Source organism: Mariniflexile sp. (assembly GCF_052728615.1).
The window spans coordinates 29,494-46,033 of the sequence record NZ_JBFVFE010000015.1 but is presented as its reverse complement, the minus strand read 5'-3'; the positions used below and the strand labels follow the sequence as shown (position 1 = coordinate 46,033).

At 36.5% G+C, this 16,540-nt stretch carries 14 protein-coding genes and 1 tRNA gene; 8 read left to right on the top strand and 7 right to left on the bottom strand.

Annotated features, from left to right (window positions below; all coding sequences use genetic code 11):
- Positions 1–101: 101 nt before the first annotated feature.
- From ACU1LP_RS08020 to ACU1LP_RS08005, 4 genes are all read left to right on the top strand, one after another.
- Positions 102–1,061, top strand: coding sequence for an electron transfer flavoprotein subunit alpha/FixB family protein (locus ACU1LP_RS08020; RefSeq protein ID WP_445734838.1), 960 nt, complete (start codon positions 102–104; stop codon positions 1,059–1,061).
- Between the two features lie 119 nt (positions 1,062–1,180).
- Complete coding sequence (locus tag ACU1LP_RS08015) at positions 1,181–1,801, top strand: bifunctional nuclease domain-containing protein (protein WP_445731253.1); 621 nt, start codon at positions 1,181–1,183, stop codon at positions 1,799–1,801.
- Between the two features lie 23 nt (positions 1,802–1,824).
- Positions 1,825–3,345, top strand: coding sequence for a NupC/NupG family nucleoside CNT transporter (locus ACU1LP_RS08010; RefSeq protein WP_445736008.1), 1,521 nt, complete (start codon positions 1,825–1,827; stop codon positions 3,343–3,345).
- A 495-nt stretch (positions 3,346–3,840) separates the two neighbouring features.
- Positions 3,841–4,695, top strand: coding sequence for a thymidylate synthase (locus ACU1LP_RS08005; RefSeq protein ID WP_445734683.1), 855 nt, complete (start codon positions 3,841–3,843; stop codon positions 4,693–4,695).
- A 52-nt stretch (positions 4,696–4,747) separates the two neighbouring features.
- Here the strand turns inward: ACU1LP_RS08005 and ACU1LP_RS08000 are convergent, their stop codons facing one another.
- Complete coding sequence (locus ACU1LP_RS08000; protein ID WP_445734682.1) at positions 4,748–5,044, bottom strand: isoamylase early set domain-containing protein; 297 nt, start codon at positions 5,042–5,044, stop codon at positions 4,748–4,750.
- A 410-nt stretch (positions 5,045–5,454) separates the two neighbouring features.
- On the opposite strand from ACU1LP_RS08000, the gene ACU1LP_RS07995 reads away from it, so the two are divergent.
- On the top strand, positions 5,455–6,366 hold the full coding sequence (locus ACU1LP_RS07995) for a dihydrofolate reductase (protein WP_445731249.1): 912 nt from the start codon (positions 5,455–5,457) through the stop codon (positions 6,364–6,366).
- Between the two features lie 147 nt (positions 6,367–6,513).
- Here ACU1LP_RS07995 and ACU1LP_RS07990 read toward each other — a convergent pair whose 3' ends face one another.
- Together ACU1LP_RS07990 and ACU1LP_RS07985 are read right to left on the bottom strand one after the other, a co-directional pair.
- Positions 6,514–7,128 carry a deoxynucleoside kinase gene (locus tag ACU1LP_RS07990; protein WP_445731248.1) on the bottom strand — a complete coding sequence of 205 codons (615 nt, stop codon included), beginning with the start codon at positions 7,126–7,128 and terminating at the stop codon, positions 6,514–6,516.
- Positions 7,129–7,132: 4 nt separating this feature from the next.
- On the bottom strand, positions 7,133–7,921 hold the full coding sequence (locus ACU1LP_RS07985) for a hypothetical protein (protein ID WP_445731247.1): 789 nt from the start codon (positions 7,919–7,921) through the stop codon (positions 7,133–7,135).
- Positions 7,922–8,104: 183 nt separating this feature from the next.
- Here ACU1LP_RS07985 and ACU1LP_RS07980 point away from each other — a divergent pair, with 183 nt between their 5' ends.
- From ACU1LP_RS07980 to ACU1LP_RS07970, 3 genes are all read left to right on the top strand, one after another.
- On the top strand, positions 8,105–8,941 hold the full coding sequence (locus ACU1LP_RS07980) for a GLPGLI family protein (RefSeq protein WP_445736007.1): 837 nt from the start codon (positions 8,105–8,107) through the stop codon (positions 8,939–8,941).
- A 46-nt stretch (positions 8,942–8,987) separates the two neighbouring features.
- Positions 8,988–11,699 carry an outer membrane beta-barrel protein gene (locus ACU1LP_RS07975; RefSeq protein WP_445736006.1) on the top strand — a complete coding sequence of 904 codons (2,712 nt, stop codon included), beginning with the start codon at positions 8,988–8,990 and terminating at the stop codon, positions 11,697–11,699.
- 58 nt (positions 11,700–11,757) lie between these two features.
- Positions 11,758–11,839: transfer RNA gene (locus ACU1LP_RS07970), tRNA-Tyr, on the top strand.
- A 443-nt stretch (positions 11,840–12,282) separates the two neighbouring features.
- Here ACU1LP_RS07970 and ACU1LP_RS07965 read toward each other — a convergent pair.
- The 4 genes from ACU1LP_RS07965 to argB all read right to left on the bottom strand — a co-directional run bounded on the left by ACU1LP_RS07965 (position 12,283) and on the right by argB (position 16,506).
- Positions 12,283–13,203 (bottom strand): alpha/beta hydrolase, encoded by a 921-nt coding sequence (locus ACU1LP_RS07965; protein ID WP_445731244.1) that lies wholly within the window; start codon positions 13,201–13,203, stop codon positions 12,283–12,285.
- A gap of 24 nt (positions 13,204–13,227) precedes the next feature.
- Positions 13,228–14,502: an argininosuccinate lyase gene (gene argH, locus ACU1LP_RS07960; RefSeq protein WP_445731243.1), complete on the bottom strand. Its 1,275-nt coding sequence runs from the start codon at positions 14,500–14,502 to the stop codon at positions 13,228–13,230.
- A 152-nt stretch (positions 14,503–14,654) separates the two neighbouring features.
- Positions 14,655–15,728 (bottom strand): M20 family metallo-hydrolase, encoded by a 1,074-nt coding sequence (locus tag ACU1LP_RS07955; protein ID WP_445731242.1) that lies wholly within the window; start codon positions 15,726–15,728, stop codon positions 14,655–14,657.
- 1 nt (position 15,729) lies between these two features.
- Entirely contained in the window at positions 15,730–16,506 is a 777-nt protein-coding gene (gene argB / locus ACU1LP_RS07950) for an acetylglutamate kinase (RefSeq protein WP_445736005.1), read from the bottom strand.
- Between the last annotated feature and the right edge of the window lie 34 nt (positions 16,507–16,540).

Below are 16,540 nucleotides of genomic sequence, written 5' to 3'. Positions count from 1 at the left end.
TGCGGAGAATACGCAAAAGAACAAAATTTAGTAATAATAAACGAGCTCAAAAGACCCTCTCCTTCGGAGAGGGGTTGGGGTGAGGAAAATTTAATAATATTATGTCAGTTTTAGTATATACGGAATCAGAACAAGGAAAATTTAAAAAAGTAGCTTTGGAAGTGGCTTCTTACGCAAAAGCAGTGGCGGACCAATTAGGCACTACTGTTACGGCCATTACTTTTAACGTTAGTGATGCTTCCCCGTTGGGAAACTATGGCGTTGATAAGGTATTGAACGTCAGTAATCCGGAATTAATCACCTTCAATGCCAATGGATATGCGCAAGCCATACAACAAGCTGCTGAAAAAGAAAGTACAAAAATCGTGGTATTAAGTTCCAGTGCCAATAGTAAATATGTAGCACCGCTTTTGGCAGTGGCTTTAAATGCTGGCTACGCTTCCAATGTTATAGCAGTCCCTTCTAGCACGTCGCCATTTACAGTGAAGCGTCCTGCGTTTACCAATAAGGCTTTTGAAATGCTTACTATCAACACCGATGTTAAAATAGTGGGGGTTTCAAATAATTCTTTTGGATTGGTTGAAAATAAAGGGAACGCTACTGCGGAAGACTTTTCGCTTTCCATTTCAGAATTGGGAGTTAAAGTAGAATCGGTTGACAAAGCCTCAAATAAAGTAAGCATTGCAGATGCCGAAATAGTTGTTTCTGCTGGTCGCGGCATGAAAGGACCTGAAAACTGGGGCATGATCGAAGAATTGGCTTCTGTTTTAGGTGCTGCAACCGCATGCTCTAAACCTGTATCCGATCTAGGTTGGCGGCCCCATGGCGAACACGTAGGGCAAACCGGAAAACCCGTGGCGGCCAATTTGTATATTGCTATTGGAATTTCAGGAGCCATTCAACATTTGGCAGGGATTAACGCTTCCAAAGTAAAAGTGGTTATCAATAACGATCCTGAAGCACCGTTTTTTAAAGCTGCCGATTATGGTGTTGTGGGTGATGCTTTTGTGGTTGTGCCACAGCTTATTGAAAAATTAAAGGCTTTTAAGGCGCAACAATAAAATTTTTTTTATAAATTGTATCGTTTAAAGAACTGCTTAAATTAGCATAATATTCTTAAATCTGCTTATTGCAGTTGGTAAAGTCCTAATTTAAACAGTTCTTTGCGTTTTAATACATTATGAGTTTAGTAAGATTAAATATAAAAGGAATTTCTTATAGCCAAACCCAAAACGGTGCTTACGCATTGATTTTAAACGAGGTAGATGGCGACCGTAAACTCCCCATAGTTATAGGGGCTTTTGAGGCGCAGTCCATTGCCATTGCTTTAGAAAAGGAAATTAGGCCTCCAAGACCTTTAACACACGATTTATTTAAAAATTTTGCCGACCGATTTGATATCATAGTCAAACAAGTCATTATCCATAAGTTGGTTGATGGTGTTTTTTATTCCAGTTTAATTTGCGAACGCGATAAAATTGAAGAAATAATCGATGCCAGAACCAGTGATGCCATTGCATTGGCACTTCGTTTTGACGCCCCTATTTTTACCTATAAAAACATTCTCGATAAAGCAGGCATTTATTTAAAAGTAAATCCTAAAAAAGAAGATGAAGAAGATACGCAAGACAGTATTTTGATGGATGAATTGATAGCCAATGAAATGGAACCCAATGCGCCCCGAGAAAACTTTAAAGGCAAAACACTGGAAGAATTGCACCATTTGTTGGATGAAGCTGTTGCAAATGAAGATTATGAAAAAGCAGCATATATTCGGGATGAAATTTCTAAACGGGAATAACGCCACTAAATTACCACCTTCTTATGAGAAAAGTATTTTTGTTAACTGTCTTTGCTTTATTAGTATGTAGTTTACCAATATCAGCACAAGACACCAATAAAAATACACTCCAGGAAACTGTTCTTTTAGAAACACAAATAACAAACCAAGTTACCGATTCCTTAGAATCTCAGGCAGAAGTAACAAAAAAAAAAGAAATTATAGCTCCAATTATAGTTTCAACACCCATTATACCAAGTCAAGGATTTTCAATTAGCAGTCTGTGGCGAGGCGCATTGGGAATGGTTTCTTTAATTTTTATAGCTTTTTTATTTAGTAGCAATCGTAAAGCCATCAATTGGAAAATTGCTGGGGTTGGTTTATCCTTTCAGTTATTAATTGCTGTTAGTGTGTTGAAAGTAGAATTTATAAAAACTGTTTTTGAATTTGTTGGCGGTTTATTTGTTCAGGTACTGGAGTTTACACGAGCAGGCAGTAAATTTTTATTTGAAGGGCTGGTGGTAGATATGGATACTTTCGGTTTCATATTTGCTTTTCAAGTGTTGCCTACCATTATATTCTTCTCTGCATTAACTTCAGTCTTATTTTACTTAGGAATCATACAAAAAGTGGTAAAAGGTATGGCTTGGTTACTTTCAAAAACATTGAAAATTTCTGGTGCTGAAAGTTTAAGTGTAGCAGGCAATATCTTTTTAGGCCAAACGGAAGCACCGCTTTTGATAAAGGCCTATTTGGAAAAAATGAACAAGTCTGAAATACTTTTGGTTATGATTGGTGGAATGGCAACCGTAGCGGGAGCGGTTTTGGCGGCATATATTGGATTTTTAGGCGGTGATGACCCGGTGCTTAGATTGTTTTATGCAAAACATTTATTGGCAGCCTCGGTAATGGCAGCTCCGGGAGCTATCGTCATTTCAAAAATATTATATCCGCAAACGGAAGACATAAATACGGATGTAACAGTTTCCCAAGAAAAAATTGGCTCAAACTTTTTAGACTCTATTGCAAATGGCACCACCGAAGGTTTAAAATTAGCTGTAAATGTGGGCGCCATGCTTTTGGTTTTCGTTGCATTTATTGCCATGTTTAACGGTATTTTAGGTTGGATCGGGAATGTTTCCACTATAAATAATTGGATAGCAGATAATACAGGGTATCAAAATCTATCCATAGAACTTATATTAGGCTATGCCTTTGCACCGCTAATGTGGTTGATTGGCGTTGCAAAAGAAGACATGATGATGATGGGGCAACTACTCGGTATTAAAATAGCGGCGAGCGAATTTATAGGTTATATACAACTTAGAGACCTAAAGGATATGGCGAATGCTACGCATTTAAACTACGAAAAATCAATTATTATGGCAACGTATATGCTGTGTGGTTTTGCAAATTTTGCTTCTATAGGCATTCAAATTGGGGGTATTGGCTCGTTGGCCCCTGGGCAACGTAAAACGCTTTCACAATTCGGTATAAAAGCACTTATTGGTGGTAGTATTGCATCGTTGGTTTCTGCAACCATCGCAGGCATGATAATTGGTTAGGAATTCCTGCCAATGCAGGGATCCCATCAACCTTAGTCACTAATATTATTATATTTATTGGTCTTAAAAATAGTTAAAACTAAGCACCTTAGTGCATCTCGCTTTCCCCAAATTACTCAGGGCTAAAAATTTTTAATCGCAAAACCACAAATTAATTATCACAGTTTTATGTGTTTTTCGCAAATTTCACGAATCAGACTTTCAGTCTGCTAATCAAACCTATGGACTTCTAGTCCATAGTGGTTTATTAAAGCTTCAAAAGTAAATTTTGACGTTTTTCGTAACTTCTCCATTAAAACCCACGTAAATTTTTAGTAAAAAAAAGGTAGTTCCTTAGAGATAGAATAAATCAGAAGGAACCCCATCTATCTTAGTTAATAACTTTATGATATTCATTGAAGCTTCGTGATTAAGGTTTTGACTCTTTTTTCTATTTTTAACCTCAAGAAAATTTTAGTTTAATTTAAAGAGATCCCCACCTACGTGGGGAATAGGATGAAACAATATCACGACTTAGTAAAGCACGTTTTAGAGCACGGAAATGAAAAGGGAGACCGCACAGGCACGGGCACAAAAAGTGTTTTTGGCTACCAAATGCGTTTTGATTTAAGGGAAGGGTTCCCGATGGTAACCACAAAAAAACTGCATTTAAAATCGATTGTTTATGAGTTGCTTTGGTTTTTAAAAGGGGATACCAATATTAATTATCTTACCGAAAATGGGGTGCGTATCTGGAACGAGTGGGCTGATGGGAATGGCGATTTAGGCCCTGTGTATGGCCATCAATGGCGAAACTGGAATAGCGACGACATCGACCAAATTAAAGAAGTTATTCAAACTTTAAAAAGCAGTCCGAATAGTAGGCGGATGTTGGTTTCTGCTTGGAATCCTTCAGTATTACCGGATACTTCAAAATCGTTTAGCGAAAATGTTGCCAACGGTAAAGCGGCGTTGCCACCTTGCCATGCCTTTTTTCAGTTTTATGTGAGCCCCACAACCCCTGAAGGAGGCATAAATGCAAAACCCCAATTGTCTTTGCAGTTATATCAGCGTAGTGCCGATATCTTTTTAGGAGTGCCTTTTAATATTGCATCGTATGCATTATTTACCATGATGATGGCGCAAGTGTGTGGTTATGAAGCAGGGGAATTTATCCATACATTTGGCGACGCCCATATTTATAGCAACCATTTTGAACAATTGGAACTACAACTTTCAAGAGACATCAGACCGCTTCCTAAAATGAAACTAAACCCAGAAGTAAAGGACATTTTCGACTTTACTTTTGAAGATTTCACACTGGAAGATTACCATCCACATCCACACATAAAAGGTAGTGTTGCTGTATAAAAAAATGCCCTCAAATTTGAAGGCACTTTTCGGTTTAATTGTTCGGATTTAACTAAACGTTTACCACACTGTTATCAGCAACAGCAAAATCATTCCATACATACGCATCGGCAGCATCGTCATTAACAAAAGCTCCATCTACAAGGTATTTAAATTCATAAGAATTGTCTTGATCTAAGTCCACAGTCCCTTTAAAAGTCCCGTTTTTTAATTTTTTAAGCGGAGTAGCCTTCGCGTTCCATTCATTGAAACTTCCTACCAATGACACTTTTTTTGCGTTTTCAGCAAGGATAGAGAACGTAACTTTACAAACCGGTTTGCTTTTTAGATATTGTTTTGAAATAGCCATAATTTAATTTTTTGTGTTGTTTTATACTGCAAATTTAAAAAACAATTTTCCCGTACTAAACTTTTAATCCATTAAAAAACAAAGAATTATCAATTTAGTAATATCGATTGAAAAAAAATTAATGTTAGCAATAATTATAGCACTTTATTTATGTTATTGTCAACTCTAAAATTTTGTTTTTGATTGATTTTCAGGTGTTTTAAAATAAAACGTTCGTGAGAACAGAACGTTTCCAAGATTGTAAATGCATCATTATGAAACATCAAAACTAAATTTTTTTCGCACAACCAAAATGATTATAGGGATGAAACACCTGCCCATCGGCTCTTATGTTTGATGAATTAAAAACAATAAGCATAACCAGATGAATCATTAAAAAACAGTAACTTTGTGTTTATAATTCAAGCAGTATGTTCGGTAAAAAGAAAGAGATCCCACAAATAGACAAAGAGCAGTTAGAGCTTATAAAAAACGCCCAAAAACGTATTGAACAAAAAAAGCGTTTATACGTTCATTTTGTGGTTTTTTTAATTGGCGCGGTTTTTTTGATAATTGCCAACACCGTTTTGGGAATTGGCAAGGATTTTAAATTATTTGAAATCAATTGGTTTGTTTATGCCATAGCCTTTTGGTTGTTCTTGTTCCTTTACCATCTATTCAATGTGTTCATTACCCATAAATTTATGGGGAAAGCTTGGGAAGCGCAACAATTGAACAAATTGGTTGCAAAACAAAAAGAACGTATAGAAAAACTTAAAAATGAGTTGCCACAACATAAGACTTTGATGGGACCTGACGATTTCAATACTCCGAATTCCGAAGAAAAAAAAAAGTCTGAACTTACCATTGTAGTTGCCGCCGCCGAAAATAATGCGATTGGCAAGCACAATAAATTGATTTGGCACATTAGCGACGATTTAAAACGATTCAAAAACCTAACCAGCGGACATCATATTATTATGGGAAGAAAAACATTTGAAAGTTTTTCTAAGCCTTTACCTCATAGAACCCATGTGGTTATTAGCAGGAATTCAGATTATCAAGTTCCTGAGGGTGTTATTTTGGTACATACGCTAAATGATGCCATTAAAGCTTGCATTAATGACTCTCAGCCTTATATTATTGGTGGTGGTGAAATTTATAAACAAGCTATTTTGCTGGCCGATAAAATTGAGCTGACGCGTGTGCACGAATCTTTTCCTGCCGATACCTATTTTCCAAAAATCGATGCTTCTGTTTGGGAAGAAACCTCCAATGTATTTCATAAAAAGGATGTGGAAAACGAGTTTGATTTTTCTTTTATAACTTATGAACGGAAGTAATAGTTCATTATTCCTGAACAAAATGTAAATGCATATTATCTGTAGCTAGCGCTCGTTTTGTAGTTGAAATTCAATTTGTTGCATTTTATTTTAGCTGGCCTTCGCAAATAATAATTGCCTTTTTAACTCTATTTGAGACCAATAAACTTAAAAAAGCCCATTAATTTCAGCATCAATGGTATTGATAACCTGGCCTAAATCTTCTGGTTTATCCACAAAATCCAGTTTATCAACATCAATAATCAATAGTTTGCCTTTTTTGTAGCCGTGTATCCAAGCTTCATAGCGTTCGTTCAGCCTGCTTAAATAATCGATGCTGATGGAGTTTTCGTATTCTCGACCCCGTTTATGGATTTGAGACACTAAATTAGGGATGGTGCTTCGCAAATAAATAAGCACATCGGGCCCTTTAACCAGCGATTCCATTAAATCGAAAAGCGATTTGTAGTTTTCGTAATCGCGATTGGTCATCAAACCCATCGCATGTAAGTTCGGGGCAAAAATGTGGGCATCTTCGTAAATGGTTCTATCTTGTATAATATCTTTTCCACTTTCACGAATTTGCAAAACCTGACGAAACCTACTGTTTAAAAAGTACACTTGCAAATTAAAGCTCCAGCGTTCCATTTGGTTGTAAAAATCGTCTAAATATGGGTTGTCCACCACATCTTCAAGTTGTGCTTCCCATTTGTAATGTTTTGCTAGTAATTTTGTTAGCGTTGTTTTTCCTGCGCCAATATTTCCGGCAATAGCAATATGCATAATTCTAGTTGATTTTTAATTGGAATTGGTAAAGCGTTCCATCGCTATAAATATACAAGGTTTCGTTGGTTACAAAAAACTGATTTATCAACAAATTCGGCAAACTAATGGGAGCAACCGTTCCTGAGTCTTTTTTTAAATAGAATAAAGCGTTATCCTTTTTGAAAACCATGTTTTCATTGTCTATAACCAATGAAGAATACCCTTCATTTTTCATTTTCTTTAAAAGATTTCCAAAATAATCATATACATACAGTTGCTTATCGGTAAGCACCCAGCAGTTATTATAGTTACTTTTAATATCTAAAACAGGACTTTGAATCGGCAAGGTTTTAGCCCTTGTGCTATTGGTTTTATAATCAAAAAGTTCCAATTGTTGGGTATCTTGGTTAAAAACCCAAAGCGTATTGTCAGAACCTGTTGAAACAAACGAAACGTTTTTGTACTCTGGCAATGTGTTAAAATCTATTTTAAATATTTCGGCCAAACGATTATCCAGAATCACCACCGTATTAAAATCTTTATAAAACAGATTGATTTTTAAAGGGTTAAACGTGTTTACGGTTGAAATATTTCCCAGTTGAAAGTTACTGTATCCAATGTCAATGCCTTTTGTTTCCTTGCTGTTTTTAAAAAGCACGTTGTCCTGAATATAAAAAGTAGTATCAAAATTGTTTGTGCTAACAAAGGCATCCGCTTGTAACACTGTTTTTGTTACCAAAGCGCTTGAAATAGGCTCTTGTGAGCTTACGGACAACGAATAGAAAAAGAATAAAATGAATATATGTTTCATAGAAGTTTGAAAAATACAAAAATCAAACGGGTTTCAATAAAAATAATTGTATGCATCAAGTTTAAAAGCTTCAAATAAATTTAAGAACACTTTAACACTTAGCAGTTTAAACTTATTATCATGTTCACGGTCTTAGTAGTGTATAAAAATATATTTTTACAACAATCTATAATAGCATGTTTTATGAAACTCCATTTTAAAAAATTAAATATCATCGTTTTTGTACTTCTGGTTTCTGTATGTGCCTTTGGGCAAAAAGATTTTCAAGGAAAAGCCTATTACTTTTCAAAAACTACGGTAGATATGAGCAATTTTGGTCGCCCAGGCATGAGCGAAGACCAAAAAAAGCAAATAGCGGAACGCATGAAAAGCATGCTGGAAAAAACATTTGTGTTAACCTTCAATCAATCGGAATCTTTATATAAAGAAGAAGAAAAATTAGAAGCCCCAGGAGCGGGAGGTAGCCGTTTTGGTATGATGATGGGCAGCATGACCAGTGGGCCCCAATATAAAAATATTAAAGACCAATTGTTGTTACAGGAACAAGAACTTTTTGGGAAACAATTTTTGGTTAAAGATTCTTTGCCCAAATTTGATTGGATAATGGAAAGCGAAACCAAGCAAATTGGCCAATACACGTGTTTTAAGGCAACAGCTACAAAAACAGTGGATGCTGAAAGCGGTTTTAATTTTAGACGACCCCCTGACGATGAAAAAACAGATGCACCTACAACCAAAAACATTCAAATTGTTGCGTGGTACACAATGCAAATTCCAGTAAATCAAGGCCCTAGTGATTATTGGGGACTTCCAGGATTGATTTTAGAAGTAAGTGCTGATAAGACTATTATATTATGTTCTAAAATTGTATTGAATCCTGAAGTCAAAGATGTTATTAAAGTCCCTTCAAAAGGAAAGGAAATTACCAAGATTGAGTATGATGAAATAGTGAAAAAGAAAACCGCGGAAATACGCGAAAACTTTAGATCTAGAGGTGGCCCTGGTGGTGGAAGAAGATAGTAGGCACAAATAAAGCATATTGATAACCACCCATAAACATTCATTGATGAAATTAATATTAACCACACTCCTCCTATTAGCTACCAGTACCCTTTTTGCCCAAATAAAGTTGGAAGGCGTTGTAAAAGACAGCATAGGAAACCCCTTAGAACTTGCCAATGTTATCGCCATCAACCAAGAAACAAAAGCCTTGGATTCTTACGGAATTACAAACGATCAAGGGCGTTACAAACTCAGTTTAAAAAAGAACGCAACTTATAAACTTCAGGTAAGTTATATTGGCATGAAAACGGCAGAGGAACTTTTTGAATCCAAAGATGTCGATCTTGTTAAGAACATCACTTTACAAAATGACAATACCTTAGATGAAATTAATTTGGTTTACGAAATGCCCGTAGTAGTAAGGGGCGATACCTTAATTTACAATGCCGATTCATTTAATAAAGGCACGGAACGCAAGTTAGGCGATGTGCTTAAAAATTTACCCGGAGTGGAAATAAATGATGACGGGCAAATACAAGTTGAAGGCAAAGTAGTAACAAAAATAATGGTTGAAGGCAAAGAATTTTTTGATGGCGATTCAAAATTGGCCACACAAAACATTCCTTCAAATGCCGTTGACAAAGTTCAGATACTAAAAAATTACGCTGAAGTTGGGCAATTAAGCGGTGTTACCAACAATCAAGACAATGTAGCCATAAACATTAAATTAAAAGAAGGAAAAACCAATTTTTGGTTTGGGAATGTAACCTTGGGCGGAGGTGCTTCCAACCAAAACGGTCTGTACTTAATACAGCCCAAATTGTTTTATTACAGCCCCGAATACAGCATCAATACCATTACAGATTTGAACAATATTGGCGAAGTGACCTTTACACGTCGTGATTATTTCAACTTTACCGGTGGTTTTAGAAACCCGAGCAGAAGCAGCGGCACCAATATTAATTTAGGAAGCAATGATTTGGGGTTTTTAACGGTTCAGAACAATAGGGCAAAAGATATAAACACCAAATTTGGAGGCGCCAATTTTAGTTGGGCGGCCAACAAAGCATTGGATTTAAGTGGATTTGCTCTTTTTTCGAATAGTAGAACAGATTTAGAGGAAAACAGGGATATTCAATACACCAACCCCGCACTTGGTATTCCAGATGAAAGCACTACGAGCAATACCACGCAACGAAGCGATTTAGGCATGCTAAAGCTGTCGGCAAAATATAAACCTAACACTAGAAATCAGTTGGATTATGATATTTTAGGGCGCCTTTCAAAAGAATCGCAAGACGAGCGTTTTTTCTCATCGGTTAATGGCAATATTGGGCAATTTGAAAACTCAAGCCCCTATAGCATCAGTCAAAATCTAAATTATTACTACACCCACAATGAGAATCATATTTTTGCTTTGGAAGTTCAGCATCTATTGCAAGACGAAGATCCTTTTTATAATGCCGTTTTGGAGGATAAAGAAAATTATGATGGTACCGCCAATAACTTAGGATTGGATGGTGCGCAATTGGGCTATAACATTGCTCAAAATAAACGTGTTAAATCCAATCAAATGGATGCCAAACTTGATTATTGGAACATTTTGAATACCAAAAGCAATATTAATTTCACTTTGGGAAGCGTTTTAAGCACACAGCAATTCGACTCTAATATCTTTCAGTTTTTAGATGACAATTCCCAATTCAACCCAACACCAACCATTAATGATGGACTTGATACAAACGATATTAAATACAATTTTAGCGATGTGTATTTAGGCTTCCATTATAGATTGAAAACTGGAAAATTCACTTTTACACCTGGGGCTTCAGCACATGCCTACAGTGCCAAAAACACGCAGTTAAACATTCAGGTTACCGATAATTTTTTCCGTTTGTTACCAGATTTCAATATGATAATGCAATTGAAAAAAAGTGAGCAAGTAACTTTAAATTACAGGATGCAAACACAGTTTACCGATGTTTCCAAGTTTGCAAGTGGTTTGGTTTTAAATAGCTATAGCGCCTTGTTTTCTGGAAATCCAGAGTTGGAAAGCGCCTTGTCGCACAATATCAACCTAAATTATTATAGTTTTAATATGTTCAATTATACCAATGTATATGCTGGCCTTAATTACAGCAAAAGCATTGATAACATTAGGAACACATCGGTTTTTGAACCCGGTAGCGTCATTCGTATAAGTTCGCCCTTCAATTCTGGGTTTGCCGACGAAAGTGCTAGTGCCAATGGTCGTTTTCAGCGTGCATTTGGTAAAATAAGAGCCTCTTTAAGTGGCAACTTTAATTATTCCAAGTTTAACCAATTTATTCAAAATAGGCTATCAATAAACGAAAGTTTTTCGCAAACCTATCGAACCGAATTAAGGACTAATTTTAAAACGGCCCCTAATTTTGAGCTTGGTTATAGATACACTATCCAAGACAACAACCAAGGGAGCAACAATACAAAATTTTATACCAAAGCGCCATCCATTGAGGTAGATGCGCTTATATTAAAATCATTTACCTTTAAATCTGATTACTCTTATACTAATTTTAGTAACGCCAATGGCACTATTAACAGTTATGAGTTTTTGAATGCTTCGTTATCATACAGAAAAGATAAAGACGCTAAGTTGGAATACGAAATCAAAGCAACTAACCTGTTCAATACCAAGTCTCAGAACAACAGTAATACCGGTGCAATTTCAGTAAGTGCTACCGAGTATTTTATACAGCCCTTGTTTGTGTCGTTTAGGTTGCGCTACGAATTGTAAAATGGCAGGATTTTATTTTGCATAGTTGGTAAACTATAATATATTTGCGCTCGGTTTTGGGGAGATACTCAAGCGGCCAACGAGGGCAGACTGTAAATCTGCTGATTTCATCTTCGCAGGTTCGAATCCTGCTCTCCCCACGGATAAATAGAAAAAGCAAGCAAAATATAAAGCTTGCTTTTTTGTTTTGTGGGTTTTTCTATTTTCAAAACGTAGTTTTCAGGATGGACGGAGTCAATCCTGCTCTCCCCACTTTAACTCGGAAAGTCTGCTTTTGCAGGCTCTTTTTATTCTAAACTGTTTTGAAATGTGTTTCAGAAAATAGTTTAGAATGAAAAATGTGCGCTGTGATAACAGCGTTACTTTTCATTTTCACAAATGGAGAAATAGGATATTTAATCCTGCTCTCCCCACTTTAACTCGGAAAGTCTGCTTTTGCAGGCTCTTTTCTTTTTATCTCGCAAAGCCGCAGAGACGCAAGGTGTATGACTTAAACTGAACAAGATACTGCTTATTGATTGGGATTGGTTTTAAAAACCTTGGGAGTGTTGCTGTGAAAATTTGCGGAATCTGCAGGAGAAACCTATCGCAAACTCTCCAACCAATCATACAACCTATCAGTCCAAGTTTGAAGGTGCCCTTTCCCCAATGCCAAACTATAACCATGTCCTCCGTTGGGATATATATGCATTTCGGTTTTAATGCCTTTATCTTTCAATGCTTTATACAAATTCAGGCTGTTTTCAATGGGAACTGCATTATCATCTTCAGAATGTACCATAAAAGTAGGCGGTGTATTTTCGGTTACTTGCAATTCATTGGAATATTGGTTTATCAACGCTTCAGTAGGATTATCGCCTAATAATGCCTGTTTAGAACCTTTGTGCGTATAATCTGGTTTCATGGTAACAACGGGATAAATCAATGCCATAAAATCCGGTCGTGCAGAAATGGTATCGATAGCGGTTTCTTTAAAAAAGTTGGGTTTATCAAACTGAGTTCCTAATGTAGAAGCTAAATGCCCTCCTGCCGAAAAACCAATAACTCCAATTTTATTTGGATTGATGCCCCATTTCGCAGCTTGTGAACGCAGCAATCTTATAGCCCGTTGCGCATCTTGTAAAGGTGCTTCATAAGACACTTTTATGGATTTGGAATTCGGTAGTCTATATTTTAAAACAAAAGCAGCAATGCCTTTGGAATTAAACCATTTGGCTATGTCCGTTCCTTCCCAATCATAAGCTAAATACTGATAGCCGCCTCCAGGACAAATGATCACCGCTTTTCCTGTAGCGTTGCGTTTGGAAGGCAAATACACCGCCAAAGTTGGTTTCTGCACCAATGACATTCTAACAATATCGGTACTTTCAACAACCTCCTCTTCGTTTGATTTTTGGCTGTTAGGAATGTCGCCATCCCATAAAGGTATTATTTCTACTTGGGCGAAACCACTGAACATTACAAATGATAAACAAAAAATTAAAATCGTTTTTTTAGCTGACATTCCATTAGGTTTTAGAAATCATTTTTATATGGGAAATTTTCCTCTAATTTTATCCAAACACAAATTGTGAATGCTCCCAACATGGGTATGCTTTTTAGAGGTATCAGGTTTGTAGGTACCATCCTGTACTTGTCCACCAATTTTCTGGTAAGCTTCCCTAAAACTTTGTCCTTCAACAACAAGTGTATTAATATTATCAACCGTAAACAAGTATTTATATAAATCGTTGTGAATATCAACATCTTTAACGATGATTTGCTGAATGGAATAGTTAAAAATATCCAGAATGTCTTTTACATCCTCAAAGGCAGCAATCATATTTTCTTTTAGCAACTGAAAATCTCTATGATAGCCACTTGGCAAATTGTTGGTTATTAACAACATTTCTGTTTGAAGTGCTTGTATTTTGTTGCATTTTCCTCGAATCAACTCAAAAACATCTGGGTTTTTTTTATGGGGCATGATGCTACTGCCTGTTGTTAACTCATCTGGAAACGATATAAAGCCAAAATTCTGACTCATATACAAACACACATCCATGGCAAAACGGCTCATGGTGTTGCATAAACTCCCTAAACTGGCAGCAATGGTGCGTTCGCTTTTGCCTCGGCTCATTTGAGCAGCAACCACATTGTATTTTAGGGTTGAAAAATTCATGTCTTTGGTCGTGAATTCCCTGTCAATAGGAAACGAGCTTCCGTAACCAGCGGCAGAACCCAAAGGGTTTTGATCGACTGTTTTTAAAGCGGCATTTAGCAAATAAACATCGTCGATCAACACCTCTGCATACGCCGAAAACCACAACCCGAACGAAGATGGCATGGCCACTTGCAAATGGGTATATCCAGGAAGCACTTTGTCTTTATAAGTATCTGCCAATCCTAAAAGGGTTTCAAAAAGAGTGTGTGTTTTCTGTTTTACAATGCCTAAGTTTTCTTTGTAATACAGTTGCAACGCCACTAAAACTTGGTCGTTTCTGGAACGTGCGGTGTGGATTTTTTTACCAACCTCGCCCAAAGTTTTAGTCAACTCAAACTCAATCTTGGAATGTACATCTTCAAATTGTGGGTCTATTACAAAAGTGCCATTATCAATTTGGGCTTCCAATTTTTTTAATCCACCTAATAATTCCACTAATTCGTGTGCTGATAGAATACCGATTTTTTGAAGCATTTTAGCGTGTGCCCGTGATGCGATGACATCGTATTTTGCAATATGCATATCAATTTCCCTATCGTTTCCAACGGTAAATTGTTCTATTTTTTTATCGATTGATATGCCTTTATCCCAGAGTTTCATAAATTTCTGCGAAAGCAGAAATCTCTACTTTCATTTTTAGTTATTATTTCAGATCTTTCAGGTTTTAAAAACCTGACAGGTCTATTTCATGTTTTCTATTTCAGACCTACAAGGTTTTTAAAACCTTGCAGGTCAATCATCAAGATTCCTGCTTACGCAGGAATTAAGACCCGATTCAACAATTCAACATATATTTTTATGCCTTCTTCAATTTCATGCAAATAAATAAATTCATCTGCTGAATGCGAACGTGGACTATCGCCTGGACCCAATTTTAATGATTTACATGATAACCATGCCTGATCTGATAATGTTGGCGATCCATACGTAGTTCTTCCTAAGGCAATTCCTGCTTGCACTAATGGATGTTCCACCGGAATAGATGATGAATTCAAATTTAAACTACGTGGCGCAATACTTGAACATGGTGCATTTTTATGTAAAAATTCTGCTATTTCGGCATTCGTATATTTATCGTTGACTCGAACATCTATCACTAATTCTACATCTGCTGGCACCACGTTATGTTGCTTACCTGCATTGATTTGTGTGACGGTTAGTTTTACATCGCCTAAGGCTTCGGAGGTTTTTTCAAACGCTACGTCCTTAAACCACTGTAAAGTTTCAATCAATTTATAAATGGGGTTATCGTCATTTGGATGCGCTGCATGACTCGCCGTTCCTTTTACTTTGGCATCAAAAACCACCAAGCCTTTTTCGGCAACAGCTAAATTCATCAACGTGGGTTCGCCAACAATGGCAACATCAATTTTTGGAATGATGTTCAGCATACTGTTCAATCCATTGGGTCCGCTGCTTTCTTCTTCCGCGGAAGCGACCAAAATTAAATTATATTTTAAATCTTTATGGTTGTAAAAATGGGTAAATGTTGCGATTAACGACACCAAACACCCACCTGCATCATTACTTCCTAAACCGTATAATTTCCCATCTTCTACAATGGCTTTAAACGGGTCTTTCGTATAAGCGGTATTGGGTTTTACGGTATCGTGGTGCGAATTAAGTAACATGTTTGGTTTGTTGGCATCGAAATGCTTGTTAACTGCCCAAACGTTATTTTGGGTTCGCTTATATTCGATGTCATTTCGCTTAAACCAAGCTTCAATATGTGATGCCGTTTGGTCTTCTTCCGAAGAAAAAGAAGGTGTTTCTATTAACTGTTTTAATAGTGCAACTGCGTTATTTGTTAGTTCCTGTAATGCCATATTATAGAGTTATTCTTGTAAAATGATTGTTTTCTTGGGTCAACATCGCCGTGTTTCCCATATTTATGGTTTTTACGCCATGTTTTAAAGCGTCGAAACAATTCTCCAGCTTTGGAAGCATGCCGTCTGCAATAATGCCATCTGCCAATAATTGGTTGTATAAATTAGAATCGATGTGTTTTATCACCGAATTTTTATCGTTGATGTCTTTTAAAACACCATTCAATTCAAAACAATAATAAATGGATGTTTCGTAAATTTTGCTCATGCCAACAGCGACTTGTGATGTTATGGTATCGGCATTTGTGTTTAGTAATTGTCCGTTGCCATCATGTGTAATCGCACAAAAAACGGGAGTAAAATCCGCCTGGATTAATTTATCAATAGACTTGTGCGCTACTTTTTTAACATCACCCACAAAACCAAAATCGACTTCTTTTATAGGTCTTTTTTCTGATGAAATACTGTTGATATCGGCTCCTGTTAAACCAATCGCATCTATTTGTAATGCCTGTAATTGTGCTACGATGTTTTTGTTTACCAAACCACCGTAAACCATAGTTATCACTTCCAATGTTTCGGCATCGGTAATACGTCTGCCATTCACCATTTTAGATTCAATGCCTAATTTTAATGCGATACTGGTGGCGCGTTTTCCGCCACCGTGGACTAAAATTTTTTTTCCTTTTAAGTTAGCAAAGAGTTTTAAGAATGCGCTTAAAGACGCATCGTCCTCAATGATGTTCCCACCTATTTTTACTATGGACAGTTTTTCCATTTTTCTTTTATAAATCTCAGTTTAGCTTTGTGTT

Bases quoted from the DNA above. Each gene is read 5' to 3' on its own strand.
- ACU1LP_RS08020 (WP_445734838.1), top strand. From the start codon at position 102: ATGTCAGTTTTAGTATATACGGAATCAGAACAAGGAAAATTTAAAAAA.
- ACU1LP_RS08015 (WP_445731253.1), top strand. From the start codon at position 1,181: ATGAGTTTAGTAAGATTAAATATAAAAGGAATTTCTTATAGCCAAACC.
- ACU1LP_RS08010 (WP_445736008.1), top strand. From the start codon at position 1,825: ATGAGAAAAGTATTTTTGTTAACTGTCTTTGCTTTATTAGTATGTAGT.
- ACU1LP_RS08005 (WP_445734683.1), top strand. From the start codon at position 3,841: ATGAAACAATATCACGACTTAGTAAAGCACGTTTTAGAGCACGGAAAT.
- ACU1LP_RS08000 (WP_445734682.1), bottom strand. From the start codon at position 5,044: ATGGCTATTTCAAAACAATATCTAAAAAGCAAACCGGTTTGTAAAGTT.
- ACU1LP_RS07995 (WP_445731249.1), top strand. From the start codon at position 5,455: ATGTTCGGTAAAAAGAAAGAGATCCCACAAATAGACAAAGAGCAGTTA.
- ACU1LP_RS07990 (WP_445731248.1), bottom strand. From the start codon at position 7,128: ATGCATATTGCTATTGCCGGAAATATTGGCGCAGGAAAAACAACGCTA.
- ACU1LP_RS07985 (WP_445731247.1), bottom strand. From the start codon at position 7,921: ATGAAACATATATTCATTTTATTCTTTTTCTATTCGTTGTCCGTAAGC.
- ACU1LP_RS07980 (WP_445736007.1), top strand. From the start codon at position 8,105: ATGAAACTCCATTTTAAAAAATTAAATATCATCGTTTTTGTACTTCTG.
- ACU1LP_RS07975 (WP_445736006.1), top strand. From the start codon at position 8,988: ATGAAATTAATATTAACCACACTCCTCCTATTAGCTACCAGTACCCTT.
- ACU1LP_RS07965 (WP_445731244.1), bottom strand. From the start codon at position 13,203: ATGTCAGCTAAAAAAACGATTTTAATTTTTTGTTTATCATTTGTAATG.
- argH (WP_445731243.1), bottom strand. From the start codon at position 14,502: ATGAAACTCTGGGATAAAGGCATATCAATCGATAAAAAAATAGAACAA.
- ACU1LP_RS07955 (WP_445731242.1), bottom strand. From the start codon at position 15,728: ATGGCATTACAGGAACTAACAAATAACGCAGTTGCACTATTAAAACAG.
- argB (WP_445736005.1), bottom strand. From the start codon at position 16,506: ATGGAAAAACTGTCCATAGTAAAAATAGGTGGGAACATCATTGAGGAC.